This is a genomic window from Frigoribacterium sp. Leaf44 (assembly GCF_001421865.1).
Taxonomy (GTDB): Bacteria; Actinomycetota; Actinomycetes; order Actinomycetales; family Microbacteriaceae; genus Frigoribacterium.
Genome location: NZ_LMLG01000010.1, coordinates 1 through 24,261 on the forward strand (window position 1 = coordinate 1; position 24,261 = coordinate 24,261).

Genomic DNA, 24,261 nt, shown 5'->3' on the forward strand with positions numbered 1-24,261 from the left:
AGCGCCGATGGTACTGCAAGGGGGACCTTGTGGGAGAGTAGGACACCGCCGGACTCCTTTTAGAAACACCAGAAGAGCCGCCCCAGTTGGGGCGGCTTTTCTGCGTTACGGGACGAATGCCGAATACTCGCACCGCGCCTCCTGCGCTTGCGGTCACTTTGGTAGAGTCATCCCTTCACAACTCGACAGCTGGCAGAGAACAACAGAGGAGCACTTCGGTGACTGATCGCGACGACGACGACCGCAAGGACGGCCCGCGCCGCCCCTCCTCGGGCTCTGGCGGCGGGGGCTCTCACCGCGGTGGGGGAAGTGGCCGCCCGTCCTCCGGTGATGGCGGGCGTCCTTCGGGGGATCGTCCCACCGGGGGGCGCCCTCAGCAGGGTGGCCGTTCGGCCGAGGGTCGTCCGGTCGGCGGACGACCGACCGGAGGGCGCCCGTCGAACGACCGACCCCAGCGCGGCGAACGCCCGTCATCAGGTGACCGTCCTCAGCGGGGGGATCGTCCCTCTTATGGTGACCGTCCTCAGCGGGGGGATCGTCCCTCGTCGAGTGACCGTCCTCAACGGGGAGACCGTCCGTCTTACGGCGACCGGCCCCAGCGTGGGGATCGCCCGTCATCGGGTGATCGGCCGCAGCGTGGGGATCGCCCGTCATCGGGTGATCGGCCGCAGCGCGGCCGCCCCGGCGGCGACGATCGTCGCGGAGCGGGTCCTCGTGCCGGCTCGACCGGACGTGGGGATCGCCGAGAGGCCTGGAAGCCGCGCGAGACTCCGGAAGACCGAGATCCTTTCGGCATCAAGTCGGTCCGTCCGGCGCAAGAGGTCGCGCACGTGCCCGACGACGTCGAGCCCCGGGATCTCGACAAGGTGGCGCGTGGCGAGCTCAAGACGCTCAGCAAGGAGAACGCGGACTGGGTCGCCAAACACCTGGTGATGGCCGGACGACTGATCGACGAGGACCCGGAGGAAGCGCACAAGCACGCCCTGTCGGCAGGCCGTCGAGCCGGTCGCATCTCGGTCGTCCGCGAGACGATCGCCATCACGGCCTACCAGGTGGGGGACTACGCCCTCACGTTGCGCGAACTCCGCACCTACCGCCGCATCTCGGGCCGTGACGACCAGTTGCCCCTGATGGTCGACAGCGAGCGCGGTCTCGGTCGCCCCGAGCGGGCGCTCGAGCTCGGCCGGTCCGTCGACGTGTCGACGCTCGACGCGCAGGTGCGCGTCTCGTTGGCGATCGCGATGTCGGGTGCGCGCCTCGACCTGGGCCAACCCCAGGCGGCCTTGGGCGAGCTCGAGATTCCCCAGTTGGACCGCACGAAGGCGTTCAGCTACAGCCCCGCCCTCTTCGCGGCGTACGGAACGGTGCTCGAAGATCTCGGCCGGCCCGACGAGGGGGAGAAGTGGCTCGAGCTGGCGGACCGTGCCGAGGACGCTCTCGCGGCCCTCGAACACGGGGGCGACGACGGCGAGACCGTCGAGATCGTCGAAGAGGACGTCGACGTCTCCGACGAACGGCCCGTGGGGCTCGACGATGTCGGCGTGGGAGCGCTCCAGGACCTCGGTGATGTCGAGCCGGAGCCCCGGGAAGGCGTCGACGACCTGAACGGGCCCGAGCACGAATCGGACGAGCAGCACGACGAGGAGCAGGGCCAGCATGATGAGACTGCCGATCCCGAGACGGCCCCGCAGGGCACGGACCACGTCGACGACCACCGTGGCTGACGCGAAGACCCCGCTCGACGGCGTCGACACCGTCCTCGCCGACCTCGACGGTGTGGTGTACCGGGGGCGACACGCCATCGACCACGCCGTCGACAGCCTCACCGAGGCCGCTCGGACGCGTCGTGTCGGGTACATCACGAACAACGCGTCGCGCACGGCCGAGACGGTGGCCGGCCAACTGGCCGGCTACGGGCTCGCGGTGGGTGCCGACGACGTGGTGACGTCCCCGCAGGCCGCGGTGCGCCTCCTCGTCGATGCCGTGCCCGCCGGCTCGACGGTGCTGGTGGTCGGCGGAGAGGGGTTGACGTCGGTGCTCGAGGCCGAGGGGTTCGTCGTGACCCGTTCGGCCGACGACGCCCCTGCCGCGGTCGTCCAGGGCTTCAGCCCCGACGTCGGGTGGGCGCAACTCGCCGAGGCGTCCTTCGCGTTGCACACGGGCATCCCGTGGATCGCGACGAACACGGACTGGACGATCCCGCAGGAGCGTGGCGTCGCACCGGGCAACGGCACGCTCGTGTCCGCGGTGCACACGGCCGTCGGGCGCCTGCCCGTCACCGCCGGCAAGCCCGAGACTCCGATCTTCACCGCCGCCGTCGAGCGCTTCGGGGCGACGAAGGCGGCGTTCATCGGCGATCGGCTCGACACCGACATCGTGGGTGCGAACGCGGCCGGGCTCGTCTCGATCCTCGTGCTGACCGGCATCGACGGCGCGAAGCAGGTGCTCGCGGCGGACGCCAAGTCGCGACCGGACTTCATCGTCGGCGACCTCCGCGAGCTGGACCAGCCGTATCCCGAGACCGTCGAGCACGACGAAGAGGACGTGCACGTCGTCACCGTCCGCACGGCGAGCGTCGCCGTCCGCGGTCACGTGGTGCGCGTGTTGTCCGAGGGGGACGACCCCGTCGACCTGCTGCGCGCCGGGGCGACCGCGGTGTGGGGGACCGGCAAGGCGATCTACGGGCTCGACGTCGACCCCAAGCTGCACGCCGACGGCTGATCGCGTCCGCTCCGACCGTCAGGGGTGGCGGCTAGTCTTGACGGCACCATGAGCGACCATCCCGACGCCACCGTCCGCGGCGACACCGACCTCGACGTCGTCGATGCCGCAGGCCGTCAGGAGGCGCGGGTCGAGTCCGCCGCGCGTCTGGCCGACATCGAGTCCCAGCCCCTGGCCTCCCGGGCCCAGGGGTTCGAACAGGTCCACGACGAACTCCGTGCGGTGCTCGAGGGCACGACGGACGACACCGGTCAGGGCGGTCGATGACGGCCTCCGAGGCGCCGGGGGACCGACTCGACTCGGTGCTCGCCCGGCGGGGCCTCGCCCGGTCACGGACGCATGCCGCCCGGTTGCTGTCGGACGGGCTGGTGACGGTCAACGGCATCGGGGTCGTGAAGGCCTCTGCTCGGGTGGCCGAGACGGACGACGTCGCCGTCGCCGGGCTCGACCACTACGTGAGTCGCGCGGCACACAAGCTCCTGGGTGCGCTCGACGCGTTCGGGGTCGACCCCACGGGCCGAACGGCCCTCGACGTCGGTGCGTCCACGGGTGGGTTCACCCAAGTCCTCCTCGAGCGCGGGGCCGAGCACGTCGTCGCCCTCGACGTCGGCCACGGTCAGCTGGCCAACCCCGTGCGCTTCGACCCGCGGGTCACGATCGTCGAGGGCGAGAACGCGAGGTACCTGACGGCCGAGCGGTTCGCGGCGTTGACGACCCGCGCCTCCTCGGTGTCGCTCGTCGTCGCCGACGTGTCCTTCATCTCGTTGACGATGGTGCTTCCCGCGCTCGTGGCGAGCGTGGGTGTGGACAACGACTTCGTCCTGCTGATCAAGCCGCAGTTCGAGGTCGGGCGGCAGGGGGTCCGTGAAGGCCTAGTGCTCGACCCCGTGTTGCGGAACGAGGCCGTCACGACCGTGTTGTGGGCCGCCCACGACCTGGGGCTCGGCACGGCCGGCCTCATCTCGTCCCCGATCGTCGGAGGCTCGGGCAACCGCGAGTACTGTGTGCACTTCTCGGCCTCGGCCGGGACGAATCCGACAGAATGGCTCAGCAAGGCCGACAGCTTGACGAGAGGGTGATCGACATCTCTTCGACACGACACATCCTGGTCGTCTCGCACACGGGGCGCCCCGACTCCATCGACGCCGCCCTCGAGGTCTGCGGGCTGCTGGGCGACGCCGGGGTGGTTCCCGTCCTTCCCCGCGACGAGTGGGACGACATCCGTCGGGCGCAGCCCACGGCCGCCATCGACGACGTCGAGATCCTGTTCGACGGCGTGGCCTGCGACGACCTCGAATGCGTCATCGTCCTGGGTGGCGACGGCACGATCCTCCGTGCGGCCGAGTTGATCCGTGGAACCCGCGCCCCGATCGTCGGGGTCAACCTCGGGCACGTCGGGTTCCTGGCCGAGAGCGAGCGCGACGAGATGGGCGACACCGTCGCCCGGGTGCTCGCCGCCGACTACGAGGTCGAGGAGCGTTTCGCGCTCGACGTCAAGGTCACCAACGGTGACGAGGTCGTCTACGAGACCTGGGCCATGAACGAGGCGACGGTCGAGAAGGCCTCACGCGAGCGCATGCTCGAGGTCGTCATCGAGGTCGACGGTCGTCCCCTGTCGTCGTTCGGCTGCGACGGCGTGGTCATGTCGACGCCGACCGGCTCGACGGCCTACTCGTTCTCGGCCGGCGGCCCCGTGGTGTGGCCTGCCGTGCAGGCGCTCCTGCTCGTGCCGCTCAGCGCCCACGCCCTCTTCGCCCGCCCACTCGTCGTCGGGCCTGACTCGGTGCTCGCCGTCGAGGTGCTGAGCCGCACCGACGCCCGCGGCATCCTGTGGTGCGACGGTCGTCGCGAGCACGACCTGCCTCCGGGGGCCCGGGTCGAGTGCAGTCGCTCCGACCAGCCCGTGCGACTCGCCCGCCTGCGGACGGGTCCGTTCACGGACCGTCTGGTGGCCAAGTTCCAGTTGCCGGTCACCGGCTGGCGCGGTCCGGCGCCTGTCGACGAAGCCCCCGCCGAGTCGGTCACCTCGTCGTCGCCGACCGCCCCGGCCGCCGAGGGCGACCGATGATCGAAGAGATCTCGATCCGCGACCTGGGCGTGATCGGTCGTGCCACGCTGCCGCTCGGTCCCGGCTTCACGGCCGTCACGGGTGAGACCGGTGCGGGCAAGACCATGGTCGTCTCGGCGCTCGGCCTGCTGCTCGGCCAGCGTGCCGAGAGCGGCGTCGTCCGCTCGGGCAGTCCTCAGGCCGTCGTGGACGGCCGGTGGCTGGTCCCCGCCGAGGGGGCCATCGTCGAGCGTGTCCGTGATGCGGGCGGTGAGGTCGACGACGGTGAACTGTTCCTCAGCCGAGTCGTCTCGGCCGAAGGGCGCAGCCGCGCGGTCGTCGGTGGGCGCACTGCTCCCATCGGCGTGCTCGGTGACCTCGCCGACCATCTCGTGGTGGTGCACGGCCAGTCCGAGCAGATCCGCCTCAAGTCCGCAGCGGCCCAACGTGCGGCCGTCGACGCGCACGGCGGGGCCGCACTGGCCGAGGCCGCCGCGCACTACCGCGGTGCCTACGACGCCTGGCTGGCCGCCCGCGCCGAACTCGACGAGATCACCCGGGACCGCGATGCCCGGCGCGACGAGGCCGAGGGCCTTCGGGCCGCGATCGACGAGATCGAAGGGCTCGCCCCCGTGGCCGGCGAACTCGACGAGCTCGACGCCACCGCGGAGCGACTGAGCAACGCCGAAGACCTGCGACTGGCGGCCGGGCTCGCCCACGAGGTGCTCTCCACCGACGCGGTCGACGGCACCCGGGACGTCGTCTCGCTGGTCGAAGAGGCCCGGCGTCAGATCGAACGCGTCGCCCCTCACGATCCGGCACTCGAGCCGATCGCCGACCTGCTGGCCGAGGTCAGCGTGCAGGTCGGTGAATCCGCGTCACGCCTGTCGAGCTACCTCGGCACCCTCGACGCCGACGTCGCCGTCGAACTCGAGTCGGTGCAGACGCGTCGCGCCGACCTGGCCGGGCTCGTCCGCAAGTACGGCCCCACCCTCGACGACGTCATCCGGATGCTCGACGACGGCAGCCGGCGCCTGGTCGAGCTCGACGGCGACGACGACCGGCTCGCGCACCTCGACGACGAGGTGGCCGAGCTGCGGGCCGAGGCCGAGCGGCGGGCGGGCGTCCTCGGCGACCTGCGGCGCGCCTCCGGGGCCGACCTCTCGACGCGGGTCAGCGCCGAGTTGAGCGCACTGGCCATGACCGGTGCCGAGATCGTCGTCGAGGTCTCGCCGCGCGACGAGCTCGGGACGAGCGGCGGTGACGTCGTGTCGCTGTTGCTCAGGCCGCACCCCGGCAGCGAGCCCCGGCCGCTCGGCAAGGGGGCGTCCGGCGGCGAGCTGTCGCGCGTGATGCTCGCGCTCGAGGTCGTCATGGCCGGGTCGAGCGACGTGCCCACCTTCGTGTTCGACGAGGTCGATGCCGGCGTCGGCGGGTCGGCCGCGATCGAGATCGGTCGACGGCTGGCGGCGCTGGCCGAACGGGCGCAGGTCATCGTGGTGACGCACCTGGCGCAGGTCGCGGCGTTCGCCACCAACCACCTCCGCGTCGTGAAGGACGCCTCGGGCGAGGTGACCGCCAGCAGCGTGCACCAGCTCGAGGGCGACGAGCGAGTCGCCGAGATGGCCCGCCTCCTCTCGGGGCTGCCCGACAGCTCCAGTGGCCTCGAGCACGCGCGCGAGCTGCTCGAGGTGGCCTCGTCGGCCCGACGACCGGCCACGGCCGACACACGTTCGTAACAGGCGTGGTCTGTCGCAACGGCTCGGTGTGACATAGGATGGAATCCCGTGGTGAACGTTGAGAACTCGGGTCCAGATGCCAGCACGACGAAGCACATCTTCGTCACCGGAGGCGTCGTCTCCTCCCTCGGAAAAGGCCTGACGGCCGCCAGCCTGGGCAATCTGCTCACGGCTCGCGGGCTGCGCGTGGTCATGCAGAAGCTCGATCCGTACCTGAACGTCGATCCGGGCACGATGAACCCGTTCCAGCACGGCGAGGTCTTCGTGACCGACGACGGTGCCGAGACCGACCTCGACATCGGGCACTACGAGCGCTTCCTCGACATCGACCTCGGTCAGTCGGCGAACGTCACGACCGGCCAGATCTACTCGACCGTGATCGCGAAAGAGCGACGCGGCGAGTACCTCGGCGACACCGTGCAGGTCATCCCGCACATCACCGACGAGATCAAGCGGCGCATGCGCCAGCAGGCGGACGACGACCCGAAGCCCGACGTGATCATCACCGAGGTCGGCGGCACGGTCGGCGACATCGAGAGCCAGCCGTTCATCGAGGCCGCTCGTCAGGTGCGCCACGAGCTCGGTCGCAAGAACGTGTTCTTCGTGCACGTCTCGCTCGTGCCCTACATGGGTGCGTCCGGTGAGCAGAAGACCAAGCCGACGCAGCACAGCGTCGCCGCCCTCCGGTCGATCGGCATCCAGCCCGACGCCCTCGTGCTACGCAGCGACCGCCCGGTCAGCGAGAGCAACAAGAAGAAGATCGCCCTGATGTGCGACGTCGACGAAGACGCGGTCGTCAACGCGAAGGACGTCGCGAGCATCTACGACATCCCGGCCATGCTGAACGACCAGGGGCTCGACGCGTACATCATCGACCACCTGGGTCTCGGCGAGAAGGCGGGCGAGGTCGACTGGTCGGGCTGGCAGCCCGTGTTGACCGCCGTCCACGAGCCGAAGCACGAGGTCACGATCGGCCTGGTCGGCAAGTACATCGACCTGCCCGACGCCTACCTCTCGGTCACCGAGGCCCTCAAGGCCGGTGGGTTCGCACACCAGACCAAGGTGTCGCTGACCTGGATCCCCTCCGACGACTGTGAGACCGCCGAGGGCGCTGCCAAGGCGCTCAGCCAGGTCGACGGCATCTGCGTGCCCGGTGGTTTCGGCATCCGCGGCATCGAGGGCAAGCTCGGTGCGCTGCGCTTCGCCCGCGAGAACGGCCTGCCGGCGCTCGGCCTGTGCCTCGGCCTGCAGTGCATGGTCATCGAGTACGCGCGCAACGAGGCCGGCCTGACCGGCGCCTCCTCGTCCGAGTTCGACCCCGACACCGAGTACGCGGTCGTCGCGACCATGGCCGAGCAGGTCGACATCATCGCCGACGGCGACCTGGGCGGCACCATGCGCCTCGGCCTCTACCCGGCCGCCCTCACGCCGGGCTCGCTCGCCGCCGACCTGTACGGCTCCGAGCTGGTGTCCGAGCGTCACCGCCACCGCTACGAGGTCTCGAACCAGTACCGTCAGCAGATCGCCGACGCGGGCCTCCGCTTCTCGGGCACCTCGCCCGACGGCACGCTCGTCGAGTACGTCGAGCTCGACCGCGACGTCCACCCGTTCTACATCGGCACGCAGGCCCACCCCGAGCTGAGGTCGCGCCCCAACGACGCCCACCCGCTCTTCGCCGGGCTCGTCGCCGCATCCCTCGAGCGCCACGACGCGAGCAAACTGTTCGCCGACGAGGCCGACGCTGCCGAGGTGGTCGCGTGACCGACGCGTTCTCCGCGGCCACCGGCCCTCTCGCCGACGAGCCGGCGTCGCCGACGGTCACGAAGACCGAGGTCGTCTTCGAAGGCGCCGTCTGGAACGTCAAGCGCGACACCGTCGACTACAACGGGTCGCCGATGGTGCGCGAGTACGTCGCGCACACCGGGGCGGTCGCCGTGCTGGCCGTCGACGACGAGCAGCGCGTGCTCGTCATCAAGCAGTACCGACACCCGATCCGCACCCGCGACTGGGAGCTGCCCGCCGGCCTGCTCGACGCGGAGGGCGAGAGCAAGCTCGACGCCGCGAAGCGAGAACTGTCAGAAGAAGCCGACCTGCAGGCGACGACCTGGGACGAACTCGTCTCGTTCCACACGACGCCCGGCGGCAACGACGAGATGGTCACGGTCTACCGAGCCACCGGCGTCAGCGCGACGGAGGGCCCGTTCGAGCGCAGTGACGAAGAGGCCGACATCGAGAAGCGTTGGGTCTCGCTCGACGAGATCGTCGACGGCGTCCTCGCCGGGCGTCTGCACAACTCGATCCTCAGCATCGCGGCGCTCGCCGCGGTCGCATCCCGCTGAGGTGCGCGTCGCCCCGACGGCGCCGCGGCCCCGGCCGTAGCCTGGCCAGGTGACGATCGAGGAGGCGCTGGACCGGTACCTGAGACACGTCTCCGTCGAGCGAGGCCTCAGTCCGAACACGACCGCCGCGTACCGCCGCGACCTGGTCCTCTGGCGGGCGCACCTGGCGGAGGCCGGTCGCGTCACCCTCGACGAGGTCGAGCCCGGGGACGTCGCGACGTTCCCGGCGGCTCTGGCGACCCGCGCCGAGAAACCGCTGGGCGCCTCCTCGGTGGCCCGGGTGTTGTCGTCGGTGCGGGGGTTCCACCGGTTCGCGCTCGAGGAGGGGCTGGTCGCGGTGGACGTGGCCGCCACCACCCGGCCGCCCAAGCTGCCGAGCCGCCTCCCGAAGGCCATCTCGGTGGGCCAGGTCGAGGCGCTGCTCGCCGCCACCGACGGCGACGAGCCGACGCGACTGCGCGACAAGGCCCTGCTCGAGCTGCTCTACGCGACGGGGGCGCGGGTGAGCGAGGCGGTGTCGCTCAACGTCGACGACGTGATCGAGGGCGACGTCGTGCGCCTGTTCGGCAAGGGGAACAAGCAGCGCATCGTTCCGCTCGGCAGCTACGCCCGCCGGGCGCTCGACGCCTACCTCGTCCGTGCCCGACCGGTGTTCTCGCCGCGGGGAGAACCGACGCCCGCGTTGTTCCTGGGCACGCGCGGGGCCAGGGTGTCGCGGCAGAACGCGTGGCTGATCATCCAGGCGGCGGCCGAGCGGGCCCAGCTGGGCCTCGAGGTGTCGCCGCACACGCTGCGGCACTCCTTCGCGACGCACCTGCTCGAGGGAGGGGCCGACGTCCGGGTCGTCCAGGAGTTGCTCGGGCACTCGTCCGTGGCGACGACGCAGATCTACACGCTGGTGACGGCGGACGCGCTGCGGGACGTGTACTCGACGGCACATCCGCGGGCACGATGGGCGTCGTGACCGGGCGACGACCCGGCGCCCGACCGAGCCCCGACCCGGCGTCGACAGAGCACCGACCCCGCGCTGACCAGGCAAAACCCTCAAGCAAGGCATGAGGCTTCCTGGTGACGGGCCGGGCGCGGCAGCCCGTCGGCGTCGGGGGGCGCCGGTACTCTCGTACCCGTGAGCACCAAGCCGACCTCGAGCACCCCCGCCCTCTTCGAGAGCGCTCCGGCGACCGTCCCCGCGAACGGCCCCACCGGGCGCCCGCGCACCGAGTTCCCGACTCCCGCGCCCCTGTCGAGCCACGGCCCGGCCCGCATCATCACCCTCTGCAACCAGAAGGGCGGCGTCGGCAAGACCACCACGACGATCAACCTCGGCGCCGCGTTCGCCGAGTACGGCCGTCGCGTGTTGGCCATCGACTTCGACCCACAGGGTGCGCTGACGGCCGGCCTCGGCGTGCAGTCGCACGACCAGGCCACGATCTACGACCTCATGATCGGCGCCGTGAAGGACGCGCACGACGTCATCGTGCCCACGCGCGTCGAGAACCTCGACGTCATGCCGGCCAACATCGACCTCTCCGCCGCCGAGGTCCACCTCGTCAACGAGGTCGCGCGCGAGCAGATCCTCGCGCGCATCCTTCGTCAGGTCAGCGACGAGTACGACGTCGTCCTGATCGACTGCCAGCCCTCGCTCGGCCTGCTGACCGTCAACGCCCTCACCGCGGCGCACGGGGTGCTGATCCCGCTCGAGTGCGAGTTCTTCGCGCTCCGCGGCGTCGCCCTGCTCGTCGAGACCATCGAGAAGGTGCGCGACCGGCTGAACCCCGCGATCACCCTCGACGGCATCCTGCCGACCATGTTCGACTCTCGCACGCTGCACAGCCGTGAGGTGCTCGAGCGCGTCGTCGAGGCCTTCGACGACCAGGTGCTCGAGACCGTCATCGGTCGCACCGTGAAGTTCCCCGATGCCTCCGTCGCGGGCACCCCGATCACCAAGTTCGCCCCCGAGCACCCGGCGGCGCAGGCCTACCGCCAGCTGGCCCGAGAGCTGATCGCGCGTGGTGCCGCGGCCTGAGTCGGCGACCGCCGAGGTCGGCACCGACGAGACCGCCCTCACGGGTCACGAGGTCTCGCCCGGGTTCGACGTGCGGCTCGAGAACTTCAGCGGGCCGTTCGACCTGCTGCTCTCGTTGATCACCAAGCGCGAGATGGACATCACCGAGGTCGCCCTCAGTGCCGTGACCGACGAGTTCCTCTCGTTCCTCCGCCGCATCGACACCGACGAGAACCTCGACCAGGCCAGCGAGTTCATCGTCGTCGCGGCCACGCTGCTCGACCTCAAGGTGGCGGGGCTGCTGCCGCAGGGCGAACTCGTCGATGCCGAGGACGTCGCCCTGCTCGAGGCGCGCGACCTGCTCTTCGCCCGGCTGCTGCAGTACCGGGCCTTCAAGCAGGCCGCCGAGTGGTTCGCGCAGCACGGAGCCGCCGAGGCGGCCCGGCACGCCCGTTCGGTGCGACTCGAACAGAAGTACCGCGTCACGACCCCCGAGCTCGTCTGGACGCTCTCGCCGGACGACTTCGCCGCCCTCGCCGCCCTGGCGCTGACTCCCCGCGAGATCCCCACGGTCGGCCTCGACCACCTTCACGCCCCCTTGGTGAGCATCCGCGAGCAGGCGGCGATCGTCGTGTCGTTGCTGCGTCGCGGTGCGGTCCTCACCTTCCGCGAGCTCGTCGCCGGCGTGGACGAGAAGGGCGTCGTCGTCGCCCGGTTCCTGGCCCTGCTCGAGCTGTACCGTCATGCGTCCATCTCGTTCGAGCAGGTCGAGCCGCTCGGCGAGCTCAGCGTCCGCTGGGTGGCCGAGACCTGGACCGAAGAGAACCTGGCGGCGCTGGGGGCCGACTATGAGGGCTGACGCGACCGGCGCCTCCTCGTCCGTCGGGACGCCCGGGGCCCGGTCCGAGGGAGCCCGGACTCGCGAGGCCGACCCGTCCACCGTGATCGCGCGCCAGCTCGAGGCGCTGCTGATGGTCGCCGACGAGCCGCAGTCGCTCGTCGACCTGGCGACCGCCGTCGGCGCCCCCGTCGCCGCGGTGCGGCAGGCGATCACGGCGCTCGTGGCCGATTTCGACGGGGTCGACGGCACGGTCCGACGGGGTTTCGAGCTGCGTGAGGTCGGCGGCGGATGGCGATTCTACGTCCGTGACGAGCACGATCCGGTCGTCCGCGATTTCGTGCTGACGCAGAACCCGACGAAACTGTCCTCAGCGGCTCTCGAGACGCTGGCGGTCATCGCCTACAAGCAACCCATCACCCGCAGCAGCATCGCCCAGATCCGGGCGGTCAACGTCGACTCGGTCGTCCGTACGCTGTTGGGTCGCGGCCTGATCACGGAGTCGTCCACCGACCCCGAGACAGGCGCCATCAACTACGAAACGACAGGCCTTCTCTTGACCCATCTCGGCATCAACTCGCTCGATGAGCTCCCGCTCATCTCGCCCCTGCTCTCGGACGGCCAGGGGGGTTTCGACGATGTCGCGTAGTCAGTTCTCCTCCGACGATTCCGAGCTGGCCTCGGGCGAACGCCTGCAGAAGGTCATGGCGGCCGCGGGCGTGGCCTCGCGCCGCGTCAGCGAAGACATGATCGCCGCCGGTCGCGTGACGGTGAACGGCAAGGTCGTCACCGAGCCCGGCCGCCGCATCGACCCGGCGAAAGACAAGATCGTCGTCGACGGCAGCGCGGTGCAGCTCGACGCCACGCGTCGCTACGTCATGCTCAACAAGCCGGTCGGCATCGTCAGCACCCTGAGCGACGAGAACGGTCGCCCCGACCTGCGCCAGTTCACCGAGCAGTACGAAGAGCGGCTCTTCAACGTCGGCCGCCTCGACGTCGAGACGAGCGGCCTGCTCGTCCTGACCAACGACGGCGAGCTCGCGCACGTGCTCGCGCACCCGTCGTTCGGCGTGACCAAGACCTACATCGCCAAGGTCAAGGGCGTCGTCACGACCTCGGTGCTGAACGAGCTCATGACCGGCGTCGAGCTCGACGACGGCCCGATCGCGGCCGACAAGGCGACGCTCGTCGCCGGTGGCGCGGGTCTCTCGCGCTCGTCCGACTCGTCGCTGATCGAGATCACGCTGCACTCGGGGCGCAACCGCATCGTCCGTCGCATGCTCGAGGCCGTCGGCCACCCGGTCATCGACCTCGTCCGACGCTCGTTCGGCCCGCTGCACCTCGGCACGCTCAAGGTCGGCCACATGCGCTCGCTGACCAAGGTCGAGCTCGGGGCCATCCTCACCATCTCGCGTGACGCCACGGCGGACTCGACCGTCGACGCCGCCCCGATCACCGAGAGCCCCGACGCCCCCGTCGACGAGGCCGACGTGGTCGAGCTGGCCCTCGCCGACGACGAGGTCGAGAAGGACTACTACGACGAGGACGACGAAGAGTACGACCCCGCCACCGACGCCCGCGCCGAGCGTCGCCGTGCCGCGGCCCGTGACCAGGTCGAGTCGACCTCGCGCCGGGCACAGGTCCGCCGAGAGCAGGAGGCGCGCCGCGGGCAACGCGACGAGAGTCCCACCCGGGGTGGTTACCAGGGCAACCGGCACGACGGTCGCTCGGGCGACGAGCGTCCCGTGCGCGGCTACCAGGGCACCAACGACGACGGTCGTGGACGCGAGGGGCGACCGGCTCGAACCGGTTACCACGGCAGTGACGAGCGTCCCGCCCGCGGCGGGTACCAGGGACGTGACGACCGCGGTGGATCTCGTGGTGGCTACCAGGGCCGCAACGACGACGGTCGCGGTGAGTCTCGTGGTGGCTACCAGGGCCGGAACGACGACGGCCGCGGACGCGATGACCGTCCGGCCCGTGGCGGCTACCAGGGTCGTGACGACCGCGGTGGAGCACGCCCGGGATACCAGGGCCGGAACGACGACGGCCGAGGTCGTGACGATCGCGGTGGGTTCGTGTCACGCGACGATCGCGGCTCGCGGGGCGGGTTCGTCTCGCGCGACGACCGTTCGCCGCGAGGTGGCGGAGACCGTCCGCTGAGCCCCGGTGAAGAGCGCGCGGCGGGTTACCCGAACCGCGACGCCAACCGCGATCCGCGCACCGGACGCCCCTCGGGCATCCGTGCCGGCGGCAAGGCGACCAACCGAGGCTGGGTCGACCGCGGCGCAGCGGAGCGCGGCGAAGACGACCGTGGCGGGCGTGACGACCGTCGTGCCGGTGCCGGTGGCTACACGGGTGGGCGCGACTCGCGCGACGACCGTGGTGGTTCGCGGGGCGGGTACCAGGGCCGTGACGACCGGGGTGGACGTGACGACCGGGCCGGTCGTGACGACCGCGGTGGTTCGCGCAGTGGGTACCAGGGCCGTGACGACCGTGGTGCGGCGAGGGGCGGCTACCAGGGCCGTGACGACCGTGCGGATCGTGGAGACTCCCGCGGTGGTTACCAGGGTCGCGACGACCGAGGTGGCTCGCGTGGCGCCGGCTACCAGGGTCGCGACGATCGCGCCGGACGCGACGGATCGCGCAGCGGCGGCTACCAGGGCCGTGAGCAACGCGACGACCGCGGCGGTTCGCGAGGCGGACCCGCCCGTGGCCCGCGTGACGACCGCGGTGGCCGTGACGACCGTGGCGGCCGTGACGACCGCGGCGGCGACCGCCCGTACCGTGGCCGACCCGACGCCGGGGGACGTGGTCCTCGAGGGGGCGGGCGGTCGTGACCGACGCGCACCGCGCCTCCTCGGCTGACGACGACACCACGCTCGACGCGGCGATCGGCGGCGTGCCGACGGTCGACGCCCTGACTGCTGACGCGCTGACGTTCGGCAGCCGGCGGCTGGCCGGTCAGGTGCGCATCGTCGGCTCGGGTCTGCTCGGTGCCAGCATCGGTCTGCGACTGCGTCAGCACGGGGTCGACGTGATCCTCGACGACGTGTCGCCGGCCGCGCGCAGCCTCGCCGTCGACTACGGCGCCGGGCGGGCACCCGCCGAGGGCGACGACCCCGTGCTCGTCGTCGTCGCCGTGCCGCCCGACGTCACGAGCGACATCGTCGCCCGCGAACTCGACGCCTGGCCCGAGGCGCTCGTGACCGACGTCGCATCGGTCAAGGTCGCCCCGCTCGCCGAGTTGCGTGCGCGCGGCGCCGACGTGTCGAGGTACATCGGTTCGCATCCCATGGCCGGCCGCGAACGCGGGGGAGCCGTCTCGGCTCGCGCCGACCTCTTCGTCGGCCGCCCGTGGGTCATTGCGGGGCACGACGACATCACGTACCGTCGGGCGGCCGCCGTCGAAGACCTGGCGCTCGACCTCGGAGCGACCCCGATCGAGATGTCGCCGGAAGAACACGACGCCGGCGTCGCCCTCGTCAGCCACGCGCCGCAGGTCGTCGCCTCCCTCATGGCGACCCGTCTGCGCGACGCACCCGACGCTTCGCTCGGCCTCGCCGGTCAGGGCGTCCGGGACGTCACGCGGGTCGCCAGCAGCGACCCGGCGCTCTGGACGCAGATCCTGGGGGCGAACGCCTCCCGCGTCGCCGTCGTGTTGCGCGACCTGCGCGCCGACCTCGACCGCGTCGTCGAGGCCCTCGAGGCACCCGACGCGCCGGGCAGTCGCCGCGCCGTCGCCGAGAGCATCGGCGCCGGCAACGTCGGCGTCGCCCGTCTGCCCGGCAAGCACGGGCAACAGACCCAGTTCAGCTCGGTGATCGTCATGGTCGACGACACTCCCGGGCAACTGGCCCGCCTGCTCACCGAGATCGGTGAGATCGGCGTCAACCTGGAAGACCTGCGGCTCGAGCACTCGCCGGGCGCGCAGGTAGGACTCGCGGAGGTATCGATCGTGCCCGAACAAGAAGACCGACTCGTCACCGAACTCGAGACCCGGGGTTGGACCGTCGTGGGGGCGTTCGCGTGAGCGCCGACCTGGGCGGCACGAGCCCCGTCGGTTCGTCCGACGTCGACCCCGAGCGCTCGCCGGGTGAGCACGGCGTCGGAGGTCCCGCCGGCGAGGCCCACGTCGAAGAGTTGCGGGCCGAGACCGCCGCGGCCGTGCACCGCCACGTCGTGGTGGCCGTCGACGGACCGGCCGGGAGCGGCAAGTCCAGCGTCAGCCGCGCCTCCGCCGCTTCTCTCGGCTTCGACTACCAGGACACGGGGGCGGCCTACCGAGCCTTCGCCCTGCACGCCCTCGACGGCGGCGTCGACCTCGACGACGCGGACGCGATCATCGCGGCGCTGCCGACGTTCCACTACGCGATCGGGATCGACCCGGCCCGCGCCTCCTTGGTGACGATCGGCGGTCGCGACGTGACGGACGAGATCCGCACCCCGCGCGTGACGACCGCCGTCAGCCACGTGGCCAAGCTGCCCGAGGTCCGCCGGTTCATGGTCGACCTCTTCCGCCGCATCATCGCGTCGACCGACAAGCCGGGCATCGTCACCGAGGGCCGCGACATCACGACCGTCGTCGCACCGGATGCCCAGGTCAGAATCCTGTTGACCGCGAGCGAAGCCGCTAGAATGGCCAGGCGTTCGGCCGAGGTGACCGGGCAGAGTGCCGAAGAGACAGCTCGGCAGCTCTCGACCCGTGACCGGCTCGACAGCAAGGTCGTCGACTTCATGACCGCCGCACCCGGCGTCTCCACCGTCGACTCCACCCAACTCGACTTCGACCAGACCGTGCAGGCCGTGGTCGAGCTCGTGCGAGCGAGCACCCCCATTTCTTAAGGAAGTCCCCATGGCAGACGACGACAAGTACCCCGAGCTCGACGAGCAGATGGTCGACCGCATCCAGACGATGCCCGACGAGGACGCCGACCAGCGCGCCCGAGCCCTTCGCGCCGGCCTGACCGACTACGACCTCGACGAGGGCGACATCGACGTCCTCGAGGGGGCCGACTGGGACCCCGACGCACTCACCTACGCCCCGGCCCTGCCAGTGCTGGCGATCGTCGGCCGACCGAACGTCGGCAAGAGCGCCATGGTCAACCGCATCCTCGGGAGGCGCGAGGCCGTCGTCGAGGACAAGCCCGGCGTCACGCGCGACCGCGTCTCGTACAAGGCCGAGTGGGGCGGACGCCGCTTCACCCTCGTCGACACCGGCGGGTGGGAACCCGACGCGATCGGCATCGACCGCTCGGTCGCGATGCAGGCCGAGATCGCGGTCGACCTGGCCGACGCCGTGCTGTTCGTCGTCGACGTCAACGTCGGGGCGACCGCCACCGACGAGGCCGTCGTGCGCATGCTGCGGGCCTCGCACAAGCCCGTCATCCTCGTCGCCAACAAGAGCGACGACGCCCGCAAAGACCTCGAGGCCGCATCGCTGTGGTCGCTGGGGCTCGGCGAGCCGTTCCCCGCGTCGGCTCTGCACGGCCGCAACGTCGCCGACCTGCTCGACCTCTGCATGACCAAGCTGCCCGCGGTCTCGACCGTGGCCAAGCAAGAGATCGGCGGCCCGCGTCGCGTCGCGATCCTCGGTCGACCGAACGTCGGCAAGAGCTCGCTGCTCAACAAGGCCGCGGGCGAAGAGCGCGTGGTCGTCAACGAGCTCGCCGGCACGACCCGCGACCCCGTCGACGAGCAGGTCGAGATCGCCGGTCGCGTGTGGACCTTCGTCGACACCGCCGGCATCCGCAAGCGTGTCCACCTGCAGCAGGGCGCGGACTTCTACGCGTCGCTGCGTACCTCGGCAGCGCTCGAGAAGGCCGAGGTCGCGGTCGTCGTGATCGACGTCACCGAGCAGATCTCGACGCAGGACCTGCGCATCATCGACCTGGTGCTCGAGTCGGGTCGTGCGCTCGTCCTCGCGTTCAACAAGTGGGACCTCTTGGACGACGACCGTCGCCGCTACCTCGAGCGCGAGATCGAGCAGGACCTCGACCACGTGTCGTGGGCCCCTCGCGTGAACATCTCGGCCCGCACGGGTCGTCACCTCGAGAAGCTCGTGCCCGCCCTCGAGCTCGCGCTCGAGTCGTGGGACACCCGCATCCCGACCGGCAAGTTCAACGCCCTGCTCGCCGAGCTCGTCGCCGAGCACCCGCACCCGCTGCGGTCCGGCAAGCAGCCGCGCATCCTGTTCGGGACCCAGGCCGCGAACCGCCCGCCGACCTTCGTGCTCTTCACGACCGGGTTCCTCGACCCGCAGTACCGTCGCTTCATCACGCGACGCCTGCGCGAGATCTTCGGCTTCGAGGGGACGCCCATCACGGTCAACATGCGCGTCCGCGAGAAGCGCAAGCGCCCGTAGTCCTTCTCCCGTGCCCGTCCCGTCGACGGATCGGCACCGACCGCAGGCTCGCCTGTGGACTGAGCGCCCGGTTGTGGATCGTTTCCACACCGGGCGTTCTGCATTGCTAGGGTGGCTCCCATCGACAGCGATATGTGAATGTCGCATGATGGAGGGCGAGGGTGCATGGCAGACCTGGTGGTGGACGAGAAGACGTTGACGTCGGTTGCGTGGCGGGTGTCGTCGGCGGCCGTCGACGCCGAGGTGTCGGCGACGCTGACACTCGGGACGGCGTCCGACGTCGGTTCGCCGAGCGTGGCGGGGGTTCTCGACGAGGCGACGGGGCAGCTGGTGAGACGGGCGGGGTTGGCCGTCGAGGCGATCCAGGCGGTGGGCGACTTCACGACGACGTTCGTGCGCGAGTTCGAGCAGGTGGAGTCGCGGCTCGCCGCCGGCTTGCCGGTGGACGACCTGGCCGGGGTGGGGTCCAAGTGAGTGCCGACGCCGCCCCGGGGGTCGGGTCGGTCGAGGGCATCCGGCAGCTCGCGACGACGAGGCGGACCGAGGTCGACGATCTCGAGGTGGCGGCCTACCGGTTGGCCGAGGCGGCGAGCTGGGGTGCCGAGTGCTGGCGGGGACGCTCGGGCGAGCAGTTCGTCGCGTCCATGACGGACGTGTCCGCCGAGGTGACTGCTGTGGCTCGGGGCCTCGAGCACCACGCGGCGGCGCTCGAGGCGTACGCGGTCGACGTGTCGTTGATCCAGGGGTCTCAGCAGACCCTGGAGGCGCGGCGTGCGATGGCTGAGCAGAACGTCCTCTCGACGGGGGTCGCCTTGAAGACGATCATGCGTGAGGCGCAGGACGCGGCGCGGGACGACCTGATCGGCATCGTCGTGGAGTCCGAGTACCGCTCGGGTGAACGGTCGACCTTGCAGCGTCGCATCGACGACGAGCAACGCGAGCTCGAGGTCGTCGCGGGCTTGTGGGCCGACCTGGTCGAAGAGCGGGCTGCGGTTGATCGCCGGTGCATCGCCGCGCTGCAGAGCCCCGAGGCGATGGGGGCGTTGCCTCAGGTCACCGGGCAGGCCCTGGCCGCGGGGTCGTCCGAGGAATTGCTGGCGTTGCTGGCAGGGCTCTCGGCCACCGAGCTGACGATGCTGCTCGAGCAGCACTCCGAACTCGTCGACAAGGCGTTCCTGGCCGATCCCGAGCGGGTGCGGGCTTGGTGGGACGAGCTCGGGCAGCAGGGTGCGCGGAACGCCGACGGACTCACTGCGATGCAAGTGGCGCTGGTGCGAGGGGCGCCGGCGATCATCGGAGCGCTCGACGGTCTGCCGCCGTCGGTGCGGGTCGCGGCGAACGTGTTCAACGCGAGACGTCGGATGGCCGAGATCGACGCGATGGTGGGGCCGATCAAGCGCAGGGGCCTCCCCGGCGATGACGAGACGCTCGCCGCCTTGGCGCGCGAGCGCGCGTACCTCGGGCGAGCGGTGGCAGAGCCGCCGACGGTTCAGCTGTACCTCTTCGATCCGTCGAAGAGTCGCATCATCGAGATGATCGGGGAGTGGAACGAATCGACCAGGACGGTGCTGACCTACGTGCCGGGGACGTTGACGAACATGGATTCGTTCTATGGGAAGAACGGAAGTTTGCAGCAGATGGCGAGGTGGCTCGAAGAAAATGACCCTGATGGAACGTCGGTGGCATTCGTCTTCAAGGACGGAATCTTCCCGGGCGGTACAGGGGGCAGCAAGGACCCGGCCGAATTCGTCGGGGCTTTTGCGCAAGCCAACGACCCCGAATTTGCGCGCGGCACGAGCAAGGCGCTGTACGACTTCCAGCGGGGACTGGCCGTAGATCCGATCAGGTCGGAACCCGGATACCGCGACGTGGCCATCGGGCACAGTTGGGGGTTGGCGAACATCACGTCCGCCGAGGTCCATGGGGCCACTTACAACAAAGTGATCTCCCTCGCGGGCGCGGGAATGCCGCCGGAGTGGCAGCCGCAAGCGGGCACGACCTACACCGACTACAGCTACTGGGATTTCCTGATGGAGGCGCAGTCGACCGGTGGTGTCTGGGGCGGGCGGAACCCGAACCGCTCCGACGACTTCGACTCGCGTGGGTACTTCCAGAGTCCCCATGACGTGGAACTCGAGCAGACCGGGGACAGCTACACCCCGGTTTGGAAGCTGGACGACAACCACTCGCTGGTTGCGGAAGTGAGTGAGGACAATGCCCAGGTGCGAGATGCGCTCACGGATGAGATCTACAAGGAACAGCATGACTAGGCGACGCGGAGTGTGTGTGGCGGCTGCCCTGGTCCTTGTATCCATCGGCCTATCGGGCTGCAACAGCAAAACGCATGACAACGCGGGAAGGATGCTTTACGTGGACGAAGAGACTGATCGAGTCGACCTGCCGGCCCTGAGACGGGACATCATGGCTGTCCAGCGACGTTTCGCGTCAATGGGTCCCGAGTATCAGATAGTCGGAATCCTCGAACCGCCGGACGGCGTCCTGATGTCGTGTTCGGATGGGCGATTCCAGTGGACGGGCTCGACCACTGTCGAGTATTCGACCGTTCCGGATGAACAGGGCTACTTCGAGGGACTGGAGGCAGAGCTTGCGGACGACGAGGCTTTCAGTACCAAACGCCAACTTTCCCCCGATGGCGAGAGCGAGCGGCTCATCGTCATGAGCGAGGACGGCACTCGCTACTCGGTCAGGGTCTGGACGGGGCGCTCAAAGGTCCAAGTGTCGTCGAGTTCGTGGTGCTTCACGCTGCAGCCCGGGCAGACAGAGGGTGGTCAGTTCTGAGGGTGGAGTGGACGTCATTGGCGTTCTACATCTACTGGCGTCTCCTGATGGAGGCCCGGCCGTCCGGTGGTGTCTGGCGCTTGCCTAAGTCGAACCGGTCGGATGAGTTCGACTCGAAGGGTTACAGACTGGGGCCTGATGACCACAGGTTCGGAGACATTGCCACTCCGAAGCCTCATACGAAGGTGAATGACACTCATTAGCCCGTTGCCGAGTCCAGTGAGGCGAACGCCGCCGTGCAGGATGCCCTCACGAAGGAAGTCCATTCGCATGTCCATTAGGAAGACGTTCCGCAGATCTTGGCTGGTGGCAGCCACTATGTCCCTCGCTGTGGCAAACCTTCTTGCCTGTTCGAGTCCGAGCAGCGAAGACAGGAAGAGGGCGAGGTACATGGAAGAGGGATCTGACCGAGTCGATCTTGGACAGTTGCGGCAAGACATCCGTGTTGTTCAGCAACGCCTCGTATCCATGGGGTCTGATGTCGTCGACGGGAGCCTCGAGGAGTCGTCGAACGGCGTTCTGATGTCTTGTGCGGGCGGCCAGTACCAATGGACCGGGTCGACGACCGCCGACTACTCGCCCGTTCCGAGTGAGGAGGACTACTTCCGCCTGGTCGAAGCAGAGCTGGAGGGGTCCGGCGAGCTGACGACGTCTCGACAGTTCTCACCGGATGGCGAAGACGAATGGCTCATCGTCCGAGGGGAGGACGGTACCCGCTACTCCATCAGCGTTTGGGCTGGTATTTCGAAGGTGCAGGTGTCAGCGAGTTCGTGGTGCTTCACGGTTCAGCCGGGGCAGACGGAGGGTGGTCTGTTCTGAGGGTGGGATAGGGCACCATTGGTGTTCGTGAGACGAGCGGACGGGGTGCGACGGTGACGGGCGCTGGGCTATGGCACCGCGCCTCCTCGGGGGTGGGGATGTCGGCCGCGGCCGACCGGGTGTGGCAGCGGCTGCAGCTCGACCGGCTCGCCGGCGGGCGGCACTCGGGCTACGTCATCCACGAGGACATGCGGCAGCACCCTCGAACCGTCCGCGGCTTCGTCGGCATCCGGTGGCTGCTGTTCGGCGAGACCGTCGTCGGGCTCACCGCCATCTTCATCGCCGCCGTCCTCACCAGCCGCGGAGAACACGTGCCGTGGGCCGTGTGGTTCCGCTCCACCGTCGTCCTCTTCATCACCGCCTCGCTCTACGTCTTCGCCTGGCGGGCACAGCTCGGCTACTACTGGGCCTACTCACGCCTCCGCCTGTTCAGTCGCATCTTCCCGATCGTGACGCTCATCATCGCCACCATCCCCGGGCTCTATCCCGGATGGATGGTCGTCGAGCAGATCGTCTTCTCGCTGCTGATGATCGGCATCGGCGACCTGCTCACCAGCGACCACATGCGCGCGGCCTTCCCGCGGCCGGCGAAGCCCGACGTGGTCGACGGTGCGAACTGAGGGCCCGCTCGCCCCGCACCACGCCACGAAGTAAACAAACCGCCATCCGATTCCGTGGCGGGGTGTTTACTTCGTCGCGGGCTGGCGGGCTGGCGGGCTGGCGGGCTGGCGGGCTGGCGGGCTGGCGGGCTGGCGGGCTGGCGGGCGGGGCGGCCGCAGGCCCGAGGAGGCGCGGGTCAGTCGCTCGCGCGCGGAACCATCTCGACGTCGGCGGGCTCGACCACGTGCCCGTCGCCCGTGACGAACGCGACCCGCACGGGTTCTCCCGACCCGGCGACGCTGAACCGGCGTGCGGCGCCGTCGGGGTGCGGATCGTGCTCGTCGCCCCAGACGGCGAGGGCGGCCAGCACGGGGGAGAGGTCGCGGCCGGCGTCGGTCAGCAGGTACTCGACGCGCTCTCGGGCCCCGTCCTCTCGGTAGGTCGAGCGCTCGAGCACGCCGGCGGCGACGAGCGACTCGAGCCGGGCCGTCAGCACGTCGGGCGACAGGCCGAGCCGCGTCCGGAACTGCGAGAACCGGGTGTGCCCGAGCAGTGCCTCCCGCACCACGAGCAGGGCCCAGCGCTCGCCGAGAAGGTCGAGGCTGCGTGCGATGCCGCAGCGCGGGTCCAGGGGTCCACGAGAAGCCATGCCGACAGCCTACCTCGATAGGCTTTTCGTATCCAGGGTGCTAGCGTCGCCGTCATGCCCCGTGACCTCGCTGCCTCCGTCCGTCCCGACGGGCCGGACCGGCTCGCGTTCTGGACCTGCGCCTCCGTCCTCGCCCTCGCCTTGTGGACGAGCGGCGCCGCGACGCCGGTCTACCCGCTCTACGCGACCGACTGGCAGCTGACGCCGTTCGTCACGACCGCGATCTTCGCCGTCTACCCGCTCGTCCTCGTCGTCGTGCTGCTCGTCTTCGGCAGCCTCAGCGACACGATCGGTCGGCGGGCGAGCATCCTGCTCGGCGTGAGTGCCTCGATCGTCGGTGTGCTGCTGTTCGCGCTGGCACCGGACGTCGGTTGGGTGCTGGTCGGCCGCGCGTTCATGGGCCTCGGCGTCGGCCTGTCGCTCAGCCCCGCCACCGCCGCGATGATCGACATCGCCGGTCCCGTCAACTCGGCGCGCACCGGAGCCATCAGCACCGCCTCCACCGCCGTGGGCCTCGTCTTCGCGACGCTGCTCGGCGGAGCGCTCGTCCAGTACGCGCCCGAACCGCTGCACCTCACGTACTGGGTTCTCCTCGTCGTCGAGGTGGGCGTGCTCGTCCTCGTCTGGCGGCTGCCGCGGGACCGGGACGCGCTGGCCGGACGCTGGAGGCCACGGTGGCCGAGCGTGCCGCGCGCGCTCCTCGGGGCGGTAGGCGCCGCAGCCGTCTGTGTCAGCGCCTCCTACGCTCTCGGGGCCGTGGTGCTCTCGCTCGGTGCCGAGATCGGCGTGACGCTGATCGGCAGCGACAACGCGTTCGTCACCGGCGCGGTGATCGCCCTGTCGATGGTGGTCATCGCGGTCGTGGCGCTGGCGTCACGACGCGTCCCGGTGGTCGTCGCCGTCGTCGTGGCCGCGGGGGCGACGGCGCTCAGCTTCACGGCACTGGTGCTGGCCGCGGCGCAGCAGTCGTTGGGGCTGTTCCTGGCGTTCTGCGTGCTGTCGGGAGTCGGCTACAGCCTCTTCTTCGCGTCGGGGCTGGGGATCGTGTCGCGGTTCGCTCCGGAGCACCACCGGGCGGGGACACTGTCGGCCGTGTACCTCGTCGCCTACCTGGTGCAGGGGGCGACTGCCTTGTGGCTCGGGGCGCAGGCGACCCGCGGAGGGCTCGAGAGCGCCGTCGACGTCGGGGCCCCGGCGATCGTGGGGCTGGCGCTCGCCGCGATGGTGGCGGTCGTCGTCGTGATGTGCGGGCGGGAGCGGCGGCGGCGGGTCGCGGCGTAGGGGCGGCAGGGCGGAACGCAGGAGGCGCGGGGCGGGCAGGGTGCGCGGCGTGCGGACGGC

At 70.2% G+C, this 24,261-nt stretch carries 22 protein-coding genes and 1 pseudogene; 22 read left to right on the forward strand and 1 reads right to left on the reverse strand.

Features of this window, described 5'->3' with window-relative positions:
* The first annotated feature begins 830 nt into the window (after positions 1 to 830).
* The 21 genes and pseudogenes from ASE87_RS15120 (at position 831) to ASE87_RS15220 (ending at position 22,291) form a co-directional block, all read left to right on the forward strand.
* Positions 831 to 1,724: a hypothetical protein gene (locus ASE87_RS15120; RefSeq protein WP_082452714.1), complete on the forward strand. Its 894-nt coding sequence runs from the start codon at positions 831 to 833 to the stop codon at positions 1,722 to 1,724.
* Positions 1,717 to 2,721: an HAD-IIA family hydrolase gene (locus ASE87_RS15125; protein WP_056230126.1), complete on the forward strand. Its 1,005-nt coding sequence runs from the start codon at positions 1,717 to 1,719 to the stop codon at positions 2,719 to 2,721. The genes ASE87_RS15120 and ASE87_RS15125 overlap by 8 nt, the downstream gene beginning before the upstream one ends.
* Positions 2,722 to 2,769: 48 nt before the next feature.
* Positions 2,770 to 2,988: a hypothetical protein gene (locus ASE87_RS15130; RefSeq protein ID WP_056230129.1), complete on the forward strand. Its 219-nt coding sequence runs from the start codon at positions 2,770 to 2,772 to the stop codon at positions 2,986 to 2,988.
* Positions 2,985 to 3,800, forward strand: coding sequence for a TlyA family RNA methyltransferase (locus ASE87_RS15135; RefSeq protein ID WP_056230132.1), 816 nt, complete (start codon positions 2,985 to 2,987; stop codon positions 3,798 to 3,800). The genes ASE87_RS15130 and ASE87_RS15135 overlap by 4 nt, the downstream gene beginning before the upstream one ends.
* 5 nt (positions 3,801 to 3,805) lie before the next feature.
* The gene (locus ASE87_RS15140) at positions 3,806 to 4,789 is read left to right on the forward strand and encodes an NAD kinase (protein ID WP_231567131.1); all 984 of its coding nucleotides are present in this window, start codon (positions 3,806 to 3,808) and stop codon (positions 4,787 to 4,789) included.
* The gene (gene recN, locus ASE87_RS15145) at positions 4,786 to 6,507 is read left to right on the forward strand and encodes a DNA repair protein RecN (protein WP_056230138.1); all 1,722 of its coding nucleotides are present in this window, start codon (positions 4,786 to 4,788) and stop codon (positions 6,505 to 6,507) included. The genes ASE87_RS15140 and recN overlap by 4 nt, the downstream gene beginning before the upstream one ends.
* A 51-nt stretch (positions 6,508 to 6,558) precedes the next feature.
* Positions 6,559 to 8,268 carry a CTP synthase gene (locus ASE87_RS15150; RefSeq protein WP_082452737.1) on the forward strand — a complete coding sequence of 570 codons (1,710 nt, stop codon included), beginning with the start codon at positions 6,559 to 6,561 and terminating at the stop codon, positions 8,266 to 8,268.
* Complete coding sequence (locus ASE87_RS15155; RefSeq protein ID WP_056230143.1) at positions 8,265 to 8,846, forward strand: NUDIX hydrolase; 582 nt, start codon at positions 8,265 to 8,267, stop codon at positions 8,844 to 8,846. The genes ASE87_RS15150 and ASE87_RS15155 overlap by 4 nt, the downstream gene beginning before the upstream one ends.
* A gap of 49 nt (positions 8,847 to 8,895) precedes the next feature.
* Positions 8,896 to 9,810 carry a site-specific tyrosine recombinase XerD gene (gene xerD / locus ASE87_RS15160; protein ID WP_056230145.1) on the forward strand — a complete coding sequence of 305 codons (915 nt, stop codon included), beginning with the start codon at positions 8,896 to 8,898 and terminating at the stop codon, positions 9,808 to 9,810.
* A 162-nt stretch (positions 9,811 to 9,972) separates the two neighbouring features.
* A complete protein-coding gene (locus ASE87_RS15165) occupies positions 9,973 to 10,872 on the forward strand; it encodes a ParA family protein (RefSeq protein WP_043595856.1) in 900 nt (299 codons plus the stop codon).
* Positions 10,856 to 11,710, forward strand: coding sequence for a ScpA family protein (locus ASE87_RS15170; protein WP_043595854.1), 855 nt, complete (start codon positions 10,856 to 10,858; stop codon positions 11,708 to 11,710). The genes ASE87_RS15165 and ASE87_RS15170 overlap by 17 nt, the downstream gene beginning before the upstream one ends.
* On the forward strand, positions 11,700 to 12,338 hold the full coding sequence (gene scpB / locus ASE87_RS15175) for an SMC-Scp complex subunit ScpB (protein WP_082452716.1): 639 nt from the start codon (positions 11,700 to 11,702) through the stop codon (positions 12,336 to 12,338). Before ASE87_RS15170 ends, scpB begins: the two co-directional genes overlap by 11 nt.
* A pseudogene (locus ASE87_RS16820) lies at positions 12,328 to 13,122 on the forward strand (pseudouridine synthase); the annotation flags it as partial. The gene scpB and the pseudogene ASE87_RS16820, both read left to right, overlap by 11 nt.
* Before the next feature lie 1,502 nt (positions 13,123 to 14,624).
* Positions 14,625 to 15,722, forward strand: coding sequence for a prephenate dehydrogenase (locus tag ASE87_RS15185; protein WP_056230321.1), 1,098 nt, complete (start codon positions 14,625 to 14,627; stop codon positions 15,720 to 15,722).
* Between the two features lie 134 nt (positions 15,723 to 15,856).
* A complete protein-coding gene (cmk, locus tag ASE87_RS15190; RefSeq protein WP_056230323.1) occupies positions 15,857 to 16,534 on the forward strand; it encodes a (d)CMP kinase in 678 nt (225 codons plus the stop codon).
* 70 nt (positions 16,535 to 16,604) lie between these two features.
* A complete protein-coding gene (gene der, locus ASE87_RS15195) occupies positions 16,605 to 18,053 on the forward strand; it encodes a ribosome biogenesis GTPase Der (protein WP_369700705.1) in 1,449 nt (482 codons plus the stop codon).
* Between the two features lie 165 nt (positions 18,054 to 18,218).
* Positions 18,219 to 18,527 (forward strand): hypothetical protein, encoded by a 309-nt coding sequence (locus ASE87_RS15200; protein ID WP_043595851.1) that lies wholly within the window; start codon positions 18,219 to 18,221, stop codon positions 18,525 to 18,527.
* Complete coding sequence (locus ASE87_RS15205) at positions 18,524 to 20,323, forward strand: hypothetical protein (protein ID WP_056230148.1); 1,800 nt, start codon at positions 18,524 to 18,526, stop codon at positions 20,321 to 20,323. Before ASE87_RS15200 ends, ASE87_RS15205 begins: the two co-directional genes overlap by 4 nt.
* A 100-nt stretch (positions 20,324 to 20,423) precedes the next feature.
* Complete coding sequence (locus tag ASE87_RS15210) at positions 20,424 to 20,852, forward strand: hypothetical protein (protein WP_157489938.1); 429 nt, start codon at positions 20,424 to 20,426, stop codon at positions 20,850 to 20,852.
* Between the two features lie 270 nt (positions 20,853 to 21,122).
* Positions 21,123 to 21,671 (forward strand): hypothetical protein, encoded by a 549-nt coding sequence (locus ASE87_RS15215; RefSeq protein ID WP_157489939.1) that lies wholly within the window; start codon positions 21,123 to 21,125, stop codon positions 21,669 to 21,671.
* A 98-nt stretch (positions 21,672 to 21,769) separates the two neighbouring features.
* Entirely contained in the window at positions 21,770 to 22,291 is a 522-nt protein-coding gene (locus ASE87_RS15220; RefSeq protein WP_056230157.1) for a hypothetical protein, read from the forward strand.
* 176 nt (positions 22,292 to 22,467) lie between these two features.
* On the opposite strand, the gene ASE87_RS15225 is transcribed toward ASE87_RS15220, so the two are convergent.
* A complete protein-coding gene (locus ASE87_RS15225) occupies positions 22,468 to 22,920 on the reverse strand; it encodes a helix-turn-helix domain-containing protein (RefSeq protein WP_056230162.1) in 453 nt (150 codons plus the stop codon).
* A gap of 54 nt (positions 22,921 to 22,974) precedes the next feature.
* On the opposite strand from ASE87_RS15225, the gene ASE87_RS15230 reads away from it, so the two are divergent.
* Positions 22,975 to 24,201: an MFS transporter gene (locus ASE87_RS15230; RefSeq protein WP_056230165.1), complete on the forward strand. Its 1,227-nt coding sequence runs from the start codon at positions 22,975 to 22,977 to the stop codon at positions 24,199 to 24,201.
* Positions 24,202 to 24,261 lie beyond the last annotated feature (60 nt).